The organism is Variovorax sp. 01N425, assembly GCF_056399465.1.
Map to the genome: position 1 here is coordinate 209,832 of NZ_JBFTRJ010000005.1, position 18,470 is coordinate 228,301.

Annotated in this window: 16 protein-coding genes; 8 read left to right on the plus strand and 8 right to left on the minus strand. The window is 67.2% G+C overall.

Annotation, left to right across the window (positions count from 1 at the left end; translation table 11 throughout):
* Positions 1 to 123 precede the first annotated feature (123 nt).
* The 4 genes from AC1DSC_RS10915 to AC1DSC_RS10930 are packed head-to-tail and all read left to right on the plus strand — an operon-like array spanning position 124 to position 6,846.
* Positions 124 to 1,422, plus strand: coding sequence for a glucoamylase family protein (locus tag AC1DSC_RS10915; RefSeq protein WP_436288739.1), 1,299 nt, complete (start codon positions 124 to 126; stop codon positions 1,420 to 1,422).
* Complete coding sequence (locus AC1DSC_RS10920) at positions 1,419 to 2,801, plus strand: glycoside hydrolase family 15 protein (protein WP_436288738.1); 1,383 nt, start codon at positions 1,419 to 1,421, stop codon at positions 2,799 to 2,801. The genes AC1DSC_RS10915 and AC1DSC_RS10920 overlap by 4 nt, the downstream gene beginning before the upstream one ends.
* Entirely contained in the window at positions 2,798 to 4,561 is a 1,764-nt protein-coding gene (locus tag AC1DSC_RS10925; protein WP_436288737.1) for an ABC transporter ATP-binding protein/permease, read from the plus strand. The genes AC1DSC_RS10920 and AC1DSC_RS10925 overlap by 4 nt, the downstream gene beginning before the upstream one ends.
* Entirely contained in the window at positions 4,558 to 6,846 is a 2,289-nt protein-coding gene (locus AC1DSC_RS10930) for a CocE/NonD family hydrolase (protein WP_436288736.1), read from the plus strand. The genes AC1DSC_RS10925 and AC1DSC_RS10930 overlap by 4 nt, the downstream gene beginning before the upstream one ends.
* Before the next feature lie 4 nt (positions 6,847 to 6,850).
* Here the strand turns inward: AC1DSC_RS10930 and AC1DSC_RS10935 are convergent, their stop codons facing one another.
* A complete protein-coding gene (locus AC1DSC_RS10935) occupies positions 6,851 to 8,488 on the minus strand; it encodes an alpha-amylase family glycosyl hydrolase (RefSeq protein WP_436288735.1) in 1,638 nt (545 codons plus the stop codon).
* Positions 8,489 to 8,683: 195 nt separating this feature from the next.
* Here AC1DSC_RS10935 and AC1DSC_RS10940 point away from each other — a divergent pair, with 195 nt between their 5' ends.
* From AC1DSC_RS10940 to AC1DSC_RS10955, 4 genes are all read left to right on the plus strand, one after another.
* Positions 8,684 to 9,364, plus strand: a complete 681-nt coding sequence (locus AC1DSC_RS10940; protein WP_436288734.1) for a hypothetical protein — start codon at positions 8,684 to 8,686, stop codon at positions 9,362 to 9,364.
* Positions 9,365 to 9,493: 129 nt separating this feature from the next.
* Positions 9,494 to 9,889 (plus strand): NAD(+)--rifampin ADP-ribosyltransferase, encoded by a 396-nt coding sequence (gene arr, locus AC1DSC_RS10945; RefSeq protein WP_018907183.1) that lies wholly within the window; start codon positions 9,494 to 9,496, stop codon positions 9,887 to 9,889.
* A 239-nt stretch (positions 9,890 to 10,128) separates the two neighbouring features.
* A complete protein-coding gene (locus AC1DSC_RS10950) occupies positions 10,129 to 10,632 on the plus strand; it encodes a hypothetical protein (protein ID WP_436288733.1) in 504 nt (167 codons plus the stop codon).
* Between the two features lie 41 nt (positions 10,633 to 10,673).
* Positions 10,674 to 11,522, plus strand: coding sequence for a dihydrofolate reductase family protein (locus tag AC1DSC_RS10955; RefSeq protein ID WP_478131813.1), 849 nt, complete (start codon positions 10,674 to 10,676; stop codon positions 11,520 to 11,522).
* A 61-nt stretch (positions 11,523 to 11,583) separates the two neighbouring features.
* On the opposite strand, the gene AC1DSC_RS10960 is transcribed toward AC1DSC_RS10955, so the two are convergent.
* From AC1DSC_RS10960 to AC1DSC_RS10990, 7 genes are read right to left on the minus strand one after another with little or no spacing between them, the layout of a single operon-like run.
* Positions 11,584 to 12,549: a Bug family tripartite tricarboxylate transporter substrate binding protein gene (locus AC1DSC_RS10960; RefSeq protein WP_436288731.1), complete on the minus strand. Its 966-nt coding sequence runs from the start codon at positions 12,547 to 12,549 to the stop codon at positions 11,584 to 11,586.
* Position 12,550: 1 nt separating this feature from the next.
* Positions 12,551 to 13,456: a dihydrodipicolinate synthase family protein gene (locus tag AC1DSC_RS10965; protein ID WP_436288730.1), complete on the minus strand. Its 906-nt coding sequence runs from the start codon at positions 13,454 to 13,456 to the stop codon at positions 12,551 to 12,553.
* A complete protein-coding gene (locus tag AC1DSC_RS10970; RefSeq protein WP_436288729.1) occupies positions 13,449 to 14,423 on the minus strand; it encodes an aldose 1-epimerase in 975 nt (324 codons plus the stop codon). Before AC1DSC_RS10970 ends, AC1DSC_RS10965 begins: the two co-directional genes overlap by 8 nt.
* 4 nt (positions 14,424 to 14,427) lie before the next feature.
* On the minus strand, positions 14,428 to 15,630 hold the full coding sequence (locus tag AC1DSC_RS10975) for a mandelate racemase/muconate lactonizing enzyme family protein (protein ID WP_062365382.1): 1,203 nt from the start codon (positions 15,628 to 15,630) through the stop codon (positions 14,428 to 14,430).
* Positions 15,631 to 15,641: 11 nt separating this feature from the next.
* A complete protein-coding gene (locus tag AC1DSC_RS10980) occupies positions 15,642 to 16,484 on the minus strand; it encodes an ABC transporter permease (protein ID WP_015865589.1) in 843 nt (280 codons plus the stop codon).
* Between the two features lie 2 nt (positions 16,485 to 16,486).
* Positions 16,487 to 17,350, minus strand: a complete 864-nt coding sequence (locus tag AC1DSC_RS10985; protein WP_307594994.1) for an ABC transporter permease — start codon at positions 17,348 to 17,350, stop codon at positions 16,487 to 16,489.
* The gene (locus AC1DSC_RS10990) at positions 17,347 to 18,447 is read right to left on the minus strand and encodes an ABC transporter ATP-binding protein (RefSeq protein WP_307594995.1); all 1,101 of its coding nucleotides are present in this window, start codon (positions 18,445 to 18,447) and stop codon (positions 17,347 to 17,349) included. Before AC1DSC_RS10990 ends, AC1DSC_RS10985 begins: the two co-directional genes overlap by 4 nt.
* Positions 18,448 to 18,470: the final 23 nt, after the last annotated feature.

The window sequence follows — 18,470 nt, forward strand, 5'->3', positions numbered from 1 at the left end:
AATAGGACCCAAGGGGCTTAATGATGGCATGCTGCGGGCAGAGAGCCCTCGGCTGTGTGGCGCCGCCGACGATTCGGCGAAACCAAACGTGACGCCCGGGACCACCAACGAAAGGAGCCATGCGTGTTGAAGAAGGATGACAGGAACCCGAAGGCATTGGCAGCCCTGCCTGATGAAGCCTTGCTCGACGCCGTGCAGCGGCAGACCTTCCGCTATTTCTGGGACGGTGCGGATGCCGCCAGCGGCCTGGCGCTCGACCGCCGCACGCTCGTGGGCGCCACGGGTGAAGACCTGGCCGACGAGAGGGTCGCGATCGGCGGCACCGGCTTCGGCATCATGGCCATGATCGTCGCGGTGGAGCGCGGCTGGATCACGCGGGATGCGGCGCTCGAGCGCCTGGGGCGCATGCGGGACGCCCTCCTGCGCGCCAGGCGCTACCACGGCGCCTTTCCGCACTTCATGGACGGGGCGAGCGGCGCAACGATCCCGATGAGCCCCAAGGACGACGCGGGCGATCTGGTCGAGACCTCGTTCCTCTGCATGGGCCTGCTCTGCGCGCGCCAGTATTTCAGCGAGGACACGGCCATGGCGCGCCGCTTGCGCGCCGACATCGACACGCTGTGGCACGAGGTCGAATGGAACTGGTTCACCCAGGGCGGGCGCGACGTGCTGTATTGGCACTGGAGCCCGAACCACGGCTGGGCCATGAACCATGAGGTGCACGGCTGGAACGAGTGCCTCATCACCTACTTCCTGGCGGCGGCCGCGCCGCGCCATGCGATCGATCCGAAGGTCTACCATCGCGGCTTCGCCTCCGGCCCCGACTTTCTCAACGGCCACTCGTACCACGGCATCGAACTGCCGCTGGGCCCGCCGAACGCCGGCCCGCTGTTCTTTGCGCACTACTCGTTCTGCGGCCTCGATCCGCGCGGCCTGAGGGACCGCTACGCCGACTACTGGGATCTCAACAGCCGCCACGTGCAGATCAACCGCGCCCACTGCATCGCCAATCCGCGGGGCTTCCCGGGCTACGGCGAATCGTGCTGGGGCCTGACCGCGAGCGACGACCCCGACGGCTATCTTGCGCACGATCCGAACAACGACAACGGCACCATCTCGCCGACGGCCGCGCTGGCCAGCCTGCCCTATGCGCCCGCCGAGGTGATGCGGGTGCTGCGGCACTTCCTCACCGTGCATGGCGAGCGGGTGTGGCGGGACTACGGCTTCGTCGATGCGTTCTGCGAGCGGCGCGATTGGTTCGCCAATACCTTCCTTGCCATCGACCAGGGCCCGATCGTCGTGATGATGGAAAACCATCGCACGGGCCTTCTGTGGAAACTGTTCATGAGCGTGCCCGAAGTGCAGGCCGGGCTGCGCGCGCTGGACTTCAGCAGCCCGCATCTCGGGGCGTCGGCGGCGTGAGCTTCAGCGTGGCGAGCCAGCAAGACCCGGCATTCGAGCCCTGGCTCGAAACACAGCTGCGCCATTCGGCGGCGGCGATGCTGTCCAGCATTTCGCCGGTGTCGATCGTCAAGCACCGGCCGGGCTTCGGCCAGACCGTGCGGCCGATGGCCGGCGCCATCGTCGCTTCGCCCGTCCTCGCTGACTACAACCCGGACCCGGACTACTTCTTTCATTGGTTCCGCGATTCCGCCGTGGTCATCGATGCACTGCGCCTGCTCTACCTTGAGGGGCACATCGGCGACGAAGCCCTGCAGCACCTGCGCGACTTCATCCGCTTCAGCCTGGACTTGAACCGCCTCGACGGCCGCGCCGCGGCCGCGGTGGAGAACCGCAGCGCGTGCGTGGCCCCCGAGCTCCTGCAGTACCTGCGCGAGGACCATGACCTTGCAACAGCTTTCGGCGACCTGGTGGCCGCCGAGACGCGGGTGAACCCCGACGGCACGCTCGACGTCTGCCGATGGAATCGTCCCCAGCACGACGGCGCGCCGCTGCGCGCGCTGGCGCTGCTGCGCTGGGCGGCCGGTGGCCACCTGGACGCGCCGCTGCTGGCGGAAGCTGCCGAGCTGATCCGTTTCGATCTGGACTTCACGCTCCGCCGCTGGCGCGAGCCGTCCTACGACATCTGGGAGGAGGAGCTCGGCCACCACTACTACACGCTGCGTGTCGCAGGTGCGGCGCTGGCCGAAGGCGCGGCATGGCTGGAGGGCCTGGGCGACGCGGCGCAGGCGCAGCGCTGCCGGGAAGAGTCGCACGCGGTGCTGCGCCTGCTCGACGGCTACTGGGTGGATGAACGCGGCGCGGCGCCCGGCTACTTCCGCTCGCGCGCGCTCACGGACGGCCGGCCCGGCCCGAAGGCACTGGACATCGCGGTGATCCTGTCGGCAATCCATAGCCTAGGCACCGAGGCCGCACATGGACCGGCCGATCCGCGCATGCAGGCCACGCTGGCGCGCCTGGACGCGCTGTTCGATGCGGCCTACCCCATCAACCACGGCCGTGCCGAGAGGCTTGGCGCGGCAATGGGCCGGTATGGCGGCGATGTGTACTACTCAGGCGGCGCGTACTACTTCTCGACGCTCGGCGCCGCCGAGTTCTGCTTTCGTGCTGCCGCGGCGATGGGCGGCGATGCACGCCATTGGTTCGAACGCGGCGACGCCTACCTCTCCACCGTGCGCGCGTACACGCCGGCCGGCGGCGACCTGTCGGAACAGTTCGACCAGCGCAGCGGCGCGCAGACCTCGGCCAAGCAACTGGCCTGGAGCCACGCCGCGTTCATTTCGTGTGTCTCGGCGCGCCGCAGCGCGGCCGCTGCCTGCGAGGCGTCGCGGCAGCGATGAGCGCGCGGACAGAGAACCGCGTCGAGCCGGCTGCAAGGACCGGTTTCTTCCGTCAGGTCAGCGAGCTGCTCGGCGCCCTGCGCGTATCGCCGGTCGCAAAAACGCTGGTCGCGCTGATGGGTGCGATCGTCGTGGTGGTCGCGCTCACGGCGTACGGGCAGATCGAGCTCAACAGCTGGAACAAGCCGTTCTACGATGCGATCTCGCGCCGCGACCTGGGCGAATTCGTCGTGCAGGTCGGCGTCTTCGCGATCATTGCGGGGGCGCTGCTGGTCCTGAATGTGGCGCAGCGGTGGCTCGGCGAAACCCTGCAGCTGAAGCTGCGCGAGGCCGTGGTCAATGACCTCGTCGGGCTGTGGCTGCAGCCGCGCCGGGCGTTCTGGCTCCAGGCCAGCGGCCCGATGGGAGCCCACCCCGACCAGCGCATGCACGACGACACGCTGAAGCTGTGCGATCTGTCGGTCACCCTTGGCGTGGGCCTGTTGCAGGCAGCGATGCTGTTCGGCAGCTTTGCGAGCGTGCTGTGGGTCCTCTCCAAGGACTTCAGCCTCTTCTTCAATGGCAAGGACCATGTGCTGCCGGGCTTCATGCTGTGGGCGGCCATTGCCTATGCGATCGCCGGCTCGCTGGTCACCTACTGGGTCGGCAGCGGCCTGATCGCGCGCAATGCCGAGCGCTACGCGCGCGAGGGCGAATTGCGCTTCTCGCTGACGCGCATCAACGAGCATCTCGACGGCATCTCGCTGGCGGGTGGCGAGGCGGACGAGAAGCGCCGCGTCGCCATGCATTTCGGCGACGTCCTTCGCGCCACGTCGCGCGTGGTGCTCGGGCTGACCAACCTGACCTGGGTCACGGCGGGCTTCGGCTGGATCACCATCATCGCGCCGACGCTGGTGGCCGCGCCCCTGTACTTCTCGGGGAAAGTGTCGTTCGGCGGCCTGATGATGGCCGCCGCGGCCTTCACGCAGGCGCAGTCGTCGCTGCGCTGGTTCGTCGACAACTTCAGCATCATTGCCGACTGGCGCGCCACGCTGCTGCGCGTTGCCGACCTGCGCCGCATGCTGGCGTCCGACCTGGAGGCACGCGCAGGCGGCAGCCGCATCGCCTACGAAGAGGGCGAAGCCGGGGTGCTCGCGATCGAAGCGCTCGAAGTCCGCTCGTGGACCGGCCACGATCGGCTGGACACCCCGGGCCTTGTCCTGCATCGCGGCCAACGCGTCCTGATCCTCGGCACGCCGGGCACCGAGAAGACCTTGCTGTTCCGGGCGCTCGCGGGCCTTTGGCCCTGGGGCTCCGGCACCGTGCGCCGGCCCGCCGGCGAGACCATCCACTACATGCCGCGCGGCACGCCCTACATTCCGCGCGGCACGCTGGCCGAGGTGCTGTCGTATGCGATGGAGCCGTCGAGCTACCCGAGGGAAGCCATGGTGGCCGCACTGGCGAGCGTGGGCCTGCAGCGCCTGGAACCCTTGCTGAACAAGACGGGACGCTGGGAGAGCGAGCTCAGCATGGACGAGCAGCTGCGGCTGGGCTTTGCCCGCGTGGTGCTGCAGGCGCCGCCCTGGCTGGTGATGGACGAGGCCTTCGGCGCGTTCGACGACGACACGCGCGAACTCATCATCGACCTGCTGGGCAAGCTCGAGCACACGGGCATTGTCCACATCGGCTCGGCCGGAGAAGCGCGCGACCGGCTGTTCACTCAGGTGGTGCACCTGGTCAAGGCGCCGGCGAACACCGTGCGCGAGGAGCAGCGGCCATGAGACACCTTGGGTCCACCGTCGGCCGTGCGCGCCGCGCCCTCGTGCGGCTGATGCTTGCGCTGCCCGCGTGGAGCTGGGCGGCGGATTTCGGCTTCAAGCCGCCGCGCGATCCCCAGGATGCCGCCGCGGCGGACCTGATGCGGGACCTGGCCGAGCGCATCCTGCCGGTGTACCAGGACGCGGACACCGATGTCTTCCTGGCCAACCTGACCGCGCTGCAGATCGTCAGCGGCGCCTACCGTGCAGCCTCCGACAGCAGCCGGGCCCTGCGCACCCGCCGCCAGGGCAAGCCGTTCGACGACCTGGTGCAGCGCGCGATCCTCGACGGCATCTATGCGCGTGCGCGCGCACTCGAAGCGAACGAGCGCCTCGGCTTCGCCGAAGCCTATGCGCGCGCGTTCCGGGAACTGGTGTCGCCGCTCGACAATGCCCAAGCCCAGGCCATCATGGCGCGGCTCGAGATCCCGGCAGCGGTCTATGCAGAGCCGCTGCGCCGGGCTTTCGATCTCTGGCGCGCGAAGGGCAGCCTTCCGCAGGACGACGCGCTGGCGCTCGTGCGGACCTGGCATTCGTACGAGTCGCGCCGCAGCTTCGGTGCGCTGCTGCCCGAACTGTTCGCGGCGGAAAACCGCAACCGCTACGTGGCGGAGGCCGACCTCAGGATTCCCGTGCGCGGCGCTGTCATCCATGCGCGCCTGGTTCGGCCCGGCCGCGCCAATGACGCACCGGGCGCCCTGCCGACGCTGCTGCGCTTCACGCTCGATCCGGCCGAGGACGACGCCCAACGCAGCGCCGCCAAGGGCTACGTCGGCGTCACGGCGTACGTGCGCGGACGCACGCCCGACGGCAAGGGCGCCGTGTGGCCGTTCGTTCGCGACGGCGAAGACGCCGCCGCCGTCATCGACTGGATTGCCCGGCAGGCGTGGAGCGACGGCCGCGTCTGCATGATCGGCGACGGCTACTCCGGCTATGCCGCCTGGGCCGCCGCCCGCAGGAGACCGGCCGCGCTCAAGGCCATTGCCACGATCGCGCCGATGGCGCCGGGCATCGACTTTCCGATGGCCGGGCAGATCTTCCGCAACGCCATGGTGCGCTGGGCCGAGGAGCATGCGGATGACGAGCCCCTGCGGCCCGGCGTCGATGCCGACCCGGACACGGCATGGCAGGCACTCGACGCGCGCTGGTATCGCGGCCATCGCCCCTACTGGGACGTGGACCGCGTCCTGCTGGGCAAGCGCAGCCGGCTGATCCGGACATGGCTCACGCACCCGAGCCACGATCGCTACTGGCAGAAGTTCCTGCCGTCGGCGGAGCAGTTTGCGCGCATCGACATTCCGGTGCTCAGCTTTGCCGGCTACTACGGCGCGGACGCCGGCGCGCTCTACTTCCATCAGGAGCATCGCCGCCACCGGCCGCAGGCCGACACGACACTGCTGCTCGGCCCCTACGACGCGGCCTCGATCCGGCACGGCACGGCGGCCACGCTGCGCGGCTACACGCTCGACCCCGCCGCACGCGTCGACCTGCCCGAGCTGCGCCTGCGGTGGCTCGACCACATCCTGAAGGGCGCGAACAAGCCTGCCCTGCTGGGGGATCGCGTCAACTACCAGGTGATGGGCGCGGACCAGTGGCGCCATGTGCCGGCGCTGGATGCGCCGCAGCGCACGCGGCTGCGCTTCTACCTCGACACCCGCGAGCGCAACGAGCCGCACCGCCTGTTGCCGTCGCCGTCCGAAGAAGGCGGTGGCAGCACGCGGCTCTCGGTCGACCTTGCCGACCGGCGCGACGTGCGCATTCCGTGGCCGGACGCGCTGCGCGCGGCGCAGCTGCCGGCGCGCAACAGCATCCGCTTTGTCAGCGATCCGCTTCCGCAGGACACCGAGATCTTCGGAAGCCTGCAGGGCGTGTTCGACATCACGCCCTCGCGGCAGGACGTGGACTTCAACATCTCGCTGTACGAGCAGACGGAAAGCGGCGAGTACCAGCTGCTGTTCGATCCCTACGATTTCCGCGCCAGCTACGCAGGCCATCGCGTGCGCCGCAGGCTTCTGCGGGCCGGCGAGCGCCAGCTGCTTGCGTTCACCGCCGAGCGCGTGACGGCTTGCAAGCTTGCGGCGGGCAGCCGCATCGTGCTGCTGGTCGGCCTCAACAAGCGGCCCGACCGGCAGATCAACTACGGCAGCGGCAAGGACGTGAATTCGGAAACCATCGCCGACGCGAAGTGGCCTCTTCGCGTGCGCTGGCACGCGCGCAGCTACGTCGAGATCCAGGCCGGCACGCCTTGATCGCTCAGCGTGTCGCCGGAGCCTTGCCGTTCAGGGCGCCGAGCACGACGCCTTCGCAAGGCGCCAGCTCCAGCGGCCCCTCCATCGACTCGGCGCGCGCAGGATCGGTCGATGCCAGCACGATTGCCTGGCGCGGCATCAACGCCGGCGAGATCGTTGCCGGGGTGGCGCCGAAGTTCAACAGCACCACCAGCCGCCGTCCTTCGAAGCTGCGCGCATAGGCCAGCACCTCGCCGTCGGCATCGAGCGCTTCGTAGTTGCCCCGGTTCAGCGCAGGCTGCGCGCGGCGCAGCGCGATGAGGCGCCGGTAGAGCGCCAGCATCGATCCCGCGTCCTGCGACTGCGCTTCCACGTTGCGCGTGGGCCAGTCGGCCGCCAGGCGCAGCCACGGGGTACCGGTCGTGAAGCCCGCATGCGCTGCGGCGCTCCACTGCATGGGTGTTCGCTCCGGGTCGCGCCCCAGGCCCATGCCGGGCTTGTTCTTCTCGAACGGGTCCTGCACTTCATCGGCGGGAATGGGGACGTCGGCCATGCCGATCTCGTCGCCGTAGTAGAGCGTCGGCGTGCCGCGCAGCGTGAACAGCAGCATGGCCGCGAGCCGTGCCATCTGCGGCCCGACGCGGCTCGCGATGCGCGACCTGTCGTGGTTGCCCAGCACCCAGTTCGGCTGGGCGCCGGCGGGCAAGGCGGCTTCGTAGTCGCGCACAAGGCGGTCGATGCGCGCCGCCTGCCACTCGGTCGCGATCAGCTGGAAATTGAAGGGCAGCTGCACGCCTTCGAGCACACCTTCGGTGTTGAGTCCGTAGTAGGCGACCAGGCGCGCGAGCGGCAGGTAGAGCTCGCCGATCAGCACGCGCGACGAGCGTGCGTCGCTGAACTCGTCGACCACGCGGCGCATCTCGGCCACGATCGGCTGCACCTCCGGCAGGTCGGTGTTGTAGAGCATCTGCCAGCGAAAGAAGGGGTCCTGGCCTTCGATGAAATCCGGGTTCGGCGGGTTGTCGCGGAATTGCGCGTCCTTGATGATCTGGGAGAGCACGTCGACGCGGAACCCGTCGACGCCGCGCCGAAGCCAGAAGCGCAGCACCTCGTACATCGCGGCCCGCACCTCGGGGTTGCGCCAGTTGAGGTCGGGCTGCTCCTTCAGGAACGAATGGGCGTAGTACTGGCCGGTGGCCGGATCGAAGGCCCAGGCCGGGCCGCCGAAGTTGCTGAGCCAGTTGTTGGGCGGCCCACCGCCCGGAGCCGGGTCGCGCCAGATGTACCAGTCGCGCCGCGGATCGCTGCGCGCGCTGCGGCTCTGCACGAACCACGGATGGCGGTCCGAGGTGTGGTTGGGCACGAAGTCCAGGATGATCCTGAGCTCTCTCGCGTGCGCCTCCTGCACCAGCGCATCGAAGCCCTCCAGCGTGCCGAAGCGCGGATCGATGCCGCAAAAGTCGGAGATGTCGTAGCCGAAGTCGGCCATCGGCGAGGGATAGATCGGCGAGATCCAGACGGCATCGACACCGAGCGAGACCAGATGGTCCAGCCGCGCGCGGATTCCATCCAGGTCTCCGATGCCGTCGCCGTTGCTGTCCTGGAACGAACGCGGATAGACCTGATAGACGATTCCGCACTTCCACCAGTCGTCGGCTGACATCTTGATCCTCTCATGGCCGGTTTCGAGAGGAGCCATTGTCTCCAGAAAGCGTCGTGGCCGGCCGAAGTCGGCCCAAAAGCCGCCGTCCTTCCGCTGCAATGATGTTGCGGTTGCCGCATGGGAGGGCAGGCTCGGGTTGCCGCTGGCACGACGGTGCGGTAGCCTCCCGGCTTCAATACAGCCAGGAGTCTCCCGATGTCCAGCCGCTTGCTTCTTTCCACTGGCGCCGCCGTCGCAGCCACCGCACTGATCATCGGTTGCGGTGCCATGCGTTCATCGAGCGGCAACCCCATGAGCTTCTTCATCACCAGCGCCAACCCCGGCAAGGGCGGCGACCTCGGAGGCTTGGCCGGAGCCGACCGCTTCTGCCAGTCGCTGGCCACGAGTGCAGGGGCGGGCAACAAAACGTGGCGCGCCTATCTGAGCACCACTGCCGCGAACGGCCAGCCGGCCGTCAATGCGCGCGACCGTATCGGCACCGGTCCCTGGACCAATGCCAAGGGAGTGGTCGTCGCCACCAGCGTGGCCGACCTGCACAGCGCCAACGCCAAGGTCGGCAAGGACACTTCGCTGACCGAGAAGGGCGAGGTTGTCTCCGGCTTCGGCGATCCGGTCAACCGCCACGACATCCTCACCGGCTCGCGCCCTGACGGCACCCTGGCCGCGCCCGATCCCGGCAAGGACACCACCTGCGGCAACTGGACCAAAAGCGACGGCGGCTCCGCCATCGTGGGCCATCACGACCACAAGGGCACCAATCCCGATCCGGTCGCCAATGCGTCGTGGAATTCTTCGCACGGTACGCGCGGCTGCAGCGTCGACCAACTCAAGATGAGCGGCAGCGCCGGGCTGATGTACTGCTTCGCGGCGAACTGACTTTGTCAGATGGGCGGGCGCTCACGACGCGCCCGCAATTCCGGGCAAAGGATATCCGCTTGAGATTCGAAGCGCTTCACGGACGCACCTACGTGATCCAGCACGAAGTCAACAAGGAGCGAGCTGCGAATGGCTGTCTTGGACACCGGCCCCTACTTCCACGGCACACGGGCGGACCTCCAGGTGGGCGACCTGCTCACCGCAGGCTTCCGCTCAAACTACGACGGCGACGTCGTCATGAACCACATCTACTTCACCGCCTGGCCAAAGGGTGCCGGGCTGGCCGCCGAAATGGCGAAGGGCGACGGCCGTCGACGCGTCTACGTCGTCGAGCCCACGGGCGCGTTCGAGGACGATCCCAACGTCACCGACAAGAAGTTTCCGGGTAATCCCACACGCTCGTACCGCAGCCGGGAGCCGCTTCGTATCGTCGGCGAACTCGACACGTGGGAACTGTTTGATGCGGAGTACATCCGGCAGCTCAGGGAGCGCGTACGCGCGGGCATGGGGGAGATCATTAACTAATCGCGCCTGCCAACAATCGTCACCTGACCCCAAGCGCGCTTTGGAGAAAGGGCAAAGCCCGCTTCGAACCAGGATGCCCGCTCAGCCTTCGGCTACAGTCGGCCAGCTACCCTTCGCCGGCCTCTCCAATCCTCTCGCCCGGACCTCCTATACAAGCGTTCAAAGTTCGATGCAATGGTCTGCCTGTTGTGACGGCGGGAGCCGCAGATGCGCTTCTTGTTTCATTGCATCTGAGCACCTTGGTCGACGGCGAACACCCAGCCATCCTGCGCATCGGCGGGATGCGGGACCTTGGCAACGAACGTCAGTCCCACGTGCAATGGATTGAAGAGATGGTTCTGGCCGAAGGTGACGAGCTGCACTTGACGCTGGCGAGTGTCGATGAAGCGACCTTGCCTACAGAAGATGTCGCCACCGATTCCGAAGAGCATCTCGCAGCACAGGCCGAGTATGAGATGGAACTGGCCGAGAATCCTCCTCAGCCCACGAAGCTGGAGCGCCAGCGCCCGAGCGCGTCACTCCAACTGGCTGTCGGTGCAGAGCCGCCCATTGTTGCCAGCTTCGGGGCCGACGGTGAGCTCCTTTCGCTGGGTGCCACCTGGAACAGCTGGCGTCCTGAACGTTTTTATCTCAGTCTTTCGAGTTGCTCCTGCGAGCAAGCCATTGCGAAGCAAGGTGGCAAGGATTGGTTCAAGGGCCACGTGACCCAAGGAGAGACTGTTGTCGTTCGCATCAACGGGTAAGGCATTTTGCATGTCGCGCTGGTTGTCGCTTCTCTACGGCCTTGCCGCAGTTGCAGGGCCTCTCAGCAGCGCAAGGGGTGGTCGTGGGCATCGAGCGCCGGGCAAGTTGGTATTCAAGCTTTGCGTACCCCCAGATGCGGGCGAACGGACAGGATGTTCGGCTGCGCATCCTTGATTGCGAATCTGAACTGCAACCTCTTTCGGGCGCCGCGACCATTGAAGTACTGTATGCCGGCAACGTGCTTTATGAAGCAACGCAAGCTGGCATCACGTTCTGCTCTCCACAGTCCAGTGGACCGCTTAACCCGGAGGAGACTCGCATGGGACTTCTAACCTTCAGCCTCAATGTCACGCTGGACGGGTGCATCGACCACCAGGAGGGAATCGCCGACGACGAGACGCACGCCTTCTTCACCCGTCTCATGGACGAAGGTGGGGCGATGCTCTGGGGCCGCGTCACCTACGAGATGATGGAGAGCTACTGGCCAGCGGTCGCCCGCGGCGATGTGGAGGCACCGCCGGCGGTGCGCGAATGGGCGGTCAAGCTGGAGGCCAAGCCGAAGTACGTCGTGTCGTCGACGCGAAAGGACTTTCCGTGGACCAACAGCCACCATATCGCGGGCGACTTGCGAGCGGGCGTGCAAAAGCTCAAGGACGCCACTCCGGCCGGCGTGCTCCTCGGTAGCGGCAAGCTCGCGACCGCGCTGGACCGGCTGGATCTGATCGACGAATACAAGTTTCTCGTTCACCCCAGGATCGCCGGCCACGGCCCGACCCTGTACCAGAGCGGGCTGCCCAACACGCGACGGCTCGAGCTGGTCTCGGCGAGGCCGCTCAGCAACGGCGCGGTCGCATTGCATTACCGGCGCCGACATGAAGGCTCCCAGTGATTGGGTGCACGTCCAGAGTACCTTCACGCAGAAGTACGGGCGCCCCGCGTTCGTCTGGCCCTCAATCTCCCTTGATACCTTGCACGCGGATCAACTCCGCCCAGCGTGTGTATTCGCTGCGGATCAGGCGACCGAGCACTTCGGGCGAGCCGCCCGCCGGGGTAATGCCCATGGCGACCATCCTGTCGCGCACCGCCGGTTGATTCAGCGCGTTGTTGAACGCGGTATTGAGCCGCCGGATCGCCGGCTCAGGCGTGCCCGCCGGGGCCGCGAAGGCGTACCACGGCTCGATGACGAAGCCGGCAAAACCCAGTTCTTCCATCGTCGGGACGTCCGGCAGATTGGCCGAGCGCGTCTTGCCCGTCACCGCCAGCGCACGCACCTTGCCCTGCTTGATGAAGGGCAGGATGGAAGGCTCGTTGTCGAAGAACACCGGGACCTGGCCGCCGATGAGGTCGGTGATGGCAGGCCCCGATCCCTTGTACGGCACATGCGTCAGCTCGATGCCCGCCATCTTCTTGAGCAACTCGGCGGCGAGGTGGTTGGACGCGCCCACGCCCGAAGACGCGTAGGCCATGGGCTGGCGCCTGGCCTGGTCGACCAGGTCCTTCACGCTGCGGATGCCCGCCTCGTTGTTGACGGTGAGCACATTGATCGATGCGCCCAGCAGGATCACCGGCGCCATGTCCTTGAACAGGTCGTAGCCGACGTTCTTGTACAGGCTCGGATTGATGGCGCAGCTGCCAATGCTGCACTGGACCAGCGTGTAGCCGTCGGCCGGCGCCTTCAGCGCCGACGCCGTTCCCACGCTGCCGGCGGCTCCGGCACGGTTGTCGACGATGACGGGCTGGCCCAGCTCCGCCGACGCCGCATTGGCAAGCAGGCGCCCGACCACGTCCGCGCTGCCGCCGGGCGGAACCGGGATGACCAGCTTCACCGGGTGGGCTGGATAAGTCTGTGCGGCAACAGGCCAGCCCGCAGCAGCGACAAGGCCGAACAGGACGGCGGCGAAGAAGCGGCGTTCCATGCTATTGCCAGCCGTCGACCAACTGCTTGAGCTGCGCCAGGTCCGCGTCCGGCAGCGGCCAAGTGCTGGGCGGCCGGGCCGCGCCGCAGTCGCGCCCGGCGTATTGCAGCGCCGCTTTCACCACGCTCACGTTCGAGCCGTTGCGCTCATGCGTGCGCAATTCCTCGAAGGCCGCGATGCCGCCGATCAATTCCATCGCCAGCTGGTGATCTCCCTTCGCGAGCGCGGCGTGAATGCGCACGGACAGGTCGGGCCGCACGTTGATCAGCCCCGAGGTGAAGCCGCGGGCACCCACCGCATACATCGGCGGGGCCCAGGGCTCGGCCAGTCCGCACACCCAGGCCAGGCCGCGATCGGCCACCTGCACCATGGCCTGCACCAGGCGCAAGGGCGTGGGCGACGCCCATTTCACGCCGATGACCTGCGGGATTCGGCACAGGGCTTCGATCACCGGCAGACCGATCGCGTCGTCACGCAGATAGAGCACGACAGGCAGGCCGTCCGCCGCGTCGGCAACCCGGCGCACATACGTGACCACACCGCTGGGGGCGACGAAAGGGTCCGTCAGCTGATGCACCATCAGGGCAGCGGCACCTGCCTGGCGTGAGGCGCGCGCCAGGGCGCAGGCGTCGTGGACGCTGCGCCCCACGCCACCCAGCAAGGGCACGCGGCCACGGACATGTTCCGCCGCGGCATGCACCATGCGCTCGGCCTCCGCCATGGTCAGGCCGAAGAACTCGCTGGTGTTGCCGTTGGCCACCAGCACATGGACGCCGGCCTCGATGGCGCGGTCGACGACGGGGCCCAGGCGATCGGGCGCGATGTGGTCCGCATCGTCGAAGGGCGTCACCAGGATGCCTGAGATGCCGTCCAGGGCGGTCCTGAGGGAAGCTGTTGATTCAGTCATGTTGTCGATCTCGTGTAGTCAATGGTGGCGAGGCTTGGCTCGACAGAGGAAAGACCGACAGGCGCAGGCTGCATGCCATCGCCTCGCCGGGCGCGAGCACCCGCCAGCCGGTGTCGGCGCGCGCCGCAGCCAGGTTGGCGGCGTCCGCGACATGCGAGACCGGTTCAACGCAGAAGTACGCTCCCGGACCCGGCCGATGCAGCACCAGGTGCTGCAGCGCGGCGCTGGCCAGCAGTTCGATGGCGGGACCATCGGCCGCCGCCATTCGCGCTTTTCCGTTCCATTCGCCGTAGTAGCGGGTGCATTCGACATCGGGCAAGGCCTTCGCCAACGCGTAGTCGTCCGCCGGACCGGTCGGCTGCGGCGTGCTCGCGAGGAATTCGGCGTCCGCCGGCCAGACGGTGCGCGCATCGAACTGCAGGCCGTGCGCGAACTGGGCCGGGAAATAGGGATGGAAGCCGCAACCGCCCGGCATCGGCTCCCGGTCCTCGTTGGTGACCCGCAAGCTCAGCGTGATGCCTGCGGCGTCGAGCTCCACCACCTGCTCGGCCCGAAAAGCCCATGGCCAGCCGTGGTCCCCCGGCACATGGACATAGGTCATGGTGGCGCGGTCCGCTGCGTGCCGCTCGAGGTGCCATGGACGCTGCTGGCTGACGCCATGCAGCGCGTGCCGTTCCCCCGGATGAAGCGGCAACTGCACCCTGCCCTGCGTGCCGGCGATGCGGCCATCGCGGATGCGGTTCGAAAACGGAACCAGGGGATAGCAGCCGGCCTTGGGCCACTGGGTGGATTCGAAACCGCCGGCGCGGACGGCGTCGTCGAGCGGCACCAGCCAGTCGATTCGTTCGCCCGCGGTTGCGCGGGAGCTGAGGCTGGTGACGCGTCCGCCGGCAGCCGGCGCCAGCGTCGCCGTCAGCGTTCCGCTGCACAGCGTGGTGTCGGGCGTCACGTTCAGATGCATCGCCATCCGCTCACGACTTCGAACTGCGGATGGTCACGTCAGGCCGCTGCAGCAGCGCCGGCGACAGCGCCAGGCCCAGGCCCGCGCCGGGCGGAACCGTCGCATGGCCGGCGCGGACATCGGGCAATTGCGTCACGAGCTCGCGATACCAGCCTCCCAGGTAAGCGCGCACCACTTCCTGCAGCACCACGTTGGTCGTGCTCATCGCCAGGTGGAGCGACGCCGCGAGCACGACCGGGCCGGTGCAGTCATGCGGCGCAACCGGTTTGTGAAAGGCCTTCGCCAGGGCCGCGATCTTTCTGGCTTCGGAGAGACCCCCGACCCAGCCCAGGTCCAGCATCACATAGTCCACCGCATTGTTCTTGAGCAGCTGGATGAATGGCTGAACGGTGGCCAGCGTCTCGCTGCCGCAGACCGGAATGCGGGTGCGCGAACGGAATTCGGCGATCGTGTCGAGGTTGGACATCTGGATCGGGTCCTCAACCCAATAGGGCTTGAACTCCTCGAGCGCCTGCGCGATCCGCACGGCCATCGGCAGGTTCCACATCGAATGGAGCTCCACCATGATGTCCATCTCGTAGCCGACAGCGCGCCGGATTTCGCGGAACGGCTCGAGCGCAGTGTCCAGGTCGCGGGCCGAAATCGACTGCCCGCCGCTGGCCTGGGCGAAGGGATCGAAGGGCCAGATCTTCATCGCCTTGTAGCCCTCGGACAGCAGGCTTTCGGCCAACGCCGCCGGGCGCTTGACGAATGCAACCTGGTCCTCGTAAGGCCCTTCGGGCGCGACGTCGGCGCTGGCCTGCGTCACCGAGCGACGCTGTGGGGCCTTGTTGTAGGTGTAGCCCGCGCAGGTGTTGTAGACCGGGACGCGTTCGCGCACGGCGCCGCCGAGCAACTGGTAGAGCGGCTGTTGCGTGACCTGGCCGAACAGATCCCACAGCGCGATGTCGACCGCCGAAGCGGCGCGCGTTTCGGCGCCGCTGCTGGCAAAGCCGATATAGCCGTACAGCAGGTGCTGGCTGTGGGCTTCGATGGCGAGCGGATCCTTTCCCAGCAGGTAGGGCGCGACCAGTTCATGGATCTGCGCCTGCACGGCCTGGGCGCCACGAAAGGTTTCCCCCAGGCCCACCAGGCCGGTGTCGGTGTGGATCTGCACCCACAGGATGTTGGGATAGGCGGCCGCGTGGACCGTATCGACTTGCGTGATCTTCATGGAGGGCGGCATCAGGCCGTTTTTGGATGTTCCTTGACGCGGCTGACCAGCTGCGTCGGGTTGACGAATTGCAGCGCGATCAGCAGCCAGGCCAGCGTGACCGCCATGTAGACCATCGCCATTGCATCGACCGACTGCGGCGCACGAACGCCCGCCGCGAAGACCGCGTAGTACAGGGCCACCACCAGCGTCTGCGAATCCGGGCCGGCCGTCAGGAAAGTCAGCTCGAACATGCCGATGGTGCGCACCAGCACCAGCAGGGAGGCCGCCAGAATGCCCGGCGCCAGCAGCGGCAACAGCACATGCCAGAACAGCTTGAAGGTGTTGGCGCCGAACACGCGGGCGGCGGATTCGAGGTTGGCATCGATCTGCTCGATGAACGGTGTCATCACCAGGATCATGAACGGCACGGCCGGAATCATGTTCGCCAGGATCACGCCGAAGATGGTGCCCGCGATGTGCGCCTGGTACATCACGGTCGCCAGCGGAATGCCGTAGGTGATCGGCGGGATCATCAGCGGCAGCAGGAACAGCCCCATCAGCAGGTTCTTGCCGCGGAAGTTGCGCCGCGCCAGCGCGTAGGCCGCCGGCACGCCGATCAGGATCGACAGGAACACGACGGCGGCGACCACCTCGATCGTGACCCACAGCACGCTGTCGAGCTGGAACTCCTGCCAGGCGGTCTGGTACCAGTTGAACGTGTAGCCATCAGGCAGCCAGGTGCCGAGCCAGCGGCGGGCCACCGAGCTGGTGCCGACCGCGGCCACCATGAGTGCGACATTGACGATGAAGAAGCCCATCACCAGTGCAACCAGTGACTTCCAGAGTTTCATCAGCAGGCGATGCGTATCCATGGTCAACCTTTGCCGCCGGAGACGGGGCCCCGATAGAACATCCCGCGCGCGCCCAGGACCGCGGCAACGACGAACAGCTGCACCACGCCCATCAGCATGGCGACGGCCGAAGCCATGGAATAGTCGTAGCGCTCGAAGGCGGCCTCGTACGCCGCGATCGAGATCACTCGGGTGGCACCGGCCGGCGACCCGAGCAGGACCGCCGACGGAAACACCGAGAAGGCCTGAACGAACGACAGCGCGAAGGCCATCGCCAGCCCCGGGACCAGCAGCGGCAGATAGATATGCCGGAACTGGTTCCACGGCGTTGCGCCCAGGGTCGAGGCAGCGCGTGGCAGGTTGGGGTCGATGCCGGTGATGTACGACAGCGTGAGCAGGAACGCGAACGGAAAACCCGAGATGACGAGCGAAATCAGGACGCCCCAGTAGTTGTGCGTCAGCCGGATCGGGCCTTCGTAGATGTGCAGCCACTGGAGCGACTGCGACAGCCAGCCCTTGGGGCCGAAGTAGCCGAGCATGCCCTCGGCGATCAGGACGGTGCCCAGCGTCAACGGAATGACCAGCAGCGTGGTGATCAATTTCTGGAAGCGGCTGCTGCGGCGCATCTGATAGGCGATCGGCAGCGCCGCGCCGACGTTGATCACGGTGGCGGGGATGGCCAGCTTGAGCGTGGTCCACACCGTGTCGCGCAGGTTGCCGGTGGTGAAGAACTGCATGTAGTTCGCCAGCCAGTTGCCTTCCATCGGATGGAACGACAGCTGCAAGCCGTAGAGGAACGGATAGACGAACAGCACCACCATGAAGAGCGTCGCCGGCACCAGCAGCAGCAGGGACCGGTCGAACGAAGACGGGCTGGCGCTGCTCATGGCACCATTCCCGCGGCTGCATCGACGGGATAGGCCAGCGCCTTGTCCGGCGCAATGGCCAGCATGACCGGATCGCCGACCCGCAGGCGCGCCGTCGTGCGCACGATCAGCTTGAGCCCGCCGGCCACCTCGACGTCGACGATGTTGTCGTGGCCGCAGTATTCGACATTGAGCACCCGGGCGGCAAAGCTGTTGTCCACCGGTGAAGAGACGACGTCGAATTCCTCGGGCCGGATCGCGAGCATCGCCTTGCCGCTGGCGAGTGGCTGCATCGCCCGCGCGTTGAGCGCCAGGCCGCTGCCGGCGAGCTGCACCGACGCGCCGCCCTCCGAGCGCACGTCCAGCTCCACCAGGTTGCGATAGCCCATGAAGCGGGCCACGTCCAGGTTGGCCGGCTCCGCGTAGATGCGCTGTGGCTCGGCAATCTGCTGTGCCACGCCGTCCTTCATGACGACGACGCGATCGGCCAGCGACAGCGCCTCATCCTGGTCGTGGGTGACATAGATCGTCGATCGTCCCAGTTCGCGATGAATGCGCCGGATCTCGGCGCGCATCTCCAGCCGCAACTTGGCGTCGAGATTCGACAAGGGCTCGTCCATCAACACCAGCGGCGGCTCGATGACGATCGCCCGGGCGATCGCGACCCGCTGCTGCTGTCCGCCGGACAACTGGCCGGGCAGCTTGTGCGCCTGCGAGTTCAGCTGCACCAGGTCCAGCGCCCGCTTCACGCGCTGCGCCGACTCGGCGGCTGGCACGCCGCGCATCGCCAGCCCGAACGCGACATTGCGCGCCACGCTCATGTGCGGAAAGAGCGCATAGTTCTGGAACACCATGCCAAAGCCCCGATTTTCAGGCGGCAGCACATCGATGCGGGTGTCGTCGAGCCAGATGCCTCCATCCGTCAAGGGCAGCAGCCCGGCCAGGCAATTGAGGGCCGTCGACTTGCCGCAGCCCGAGGGTCCAAGCAGCGCGATGAACTCGCCGCGCTTGACCGTCATGGTCAAGGCATTGAGCGCAGTGAAGCTTTGCACGCCCTTGCCCGCGGCAAAGCGGCGCGTGACGCCATCGAGGCGCAACTCGGAAAAGTCTGAAGTCATGGAGACACACAATCCTGGAAAAG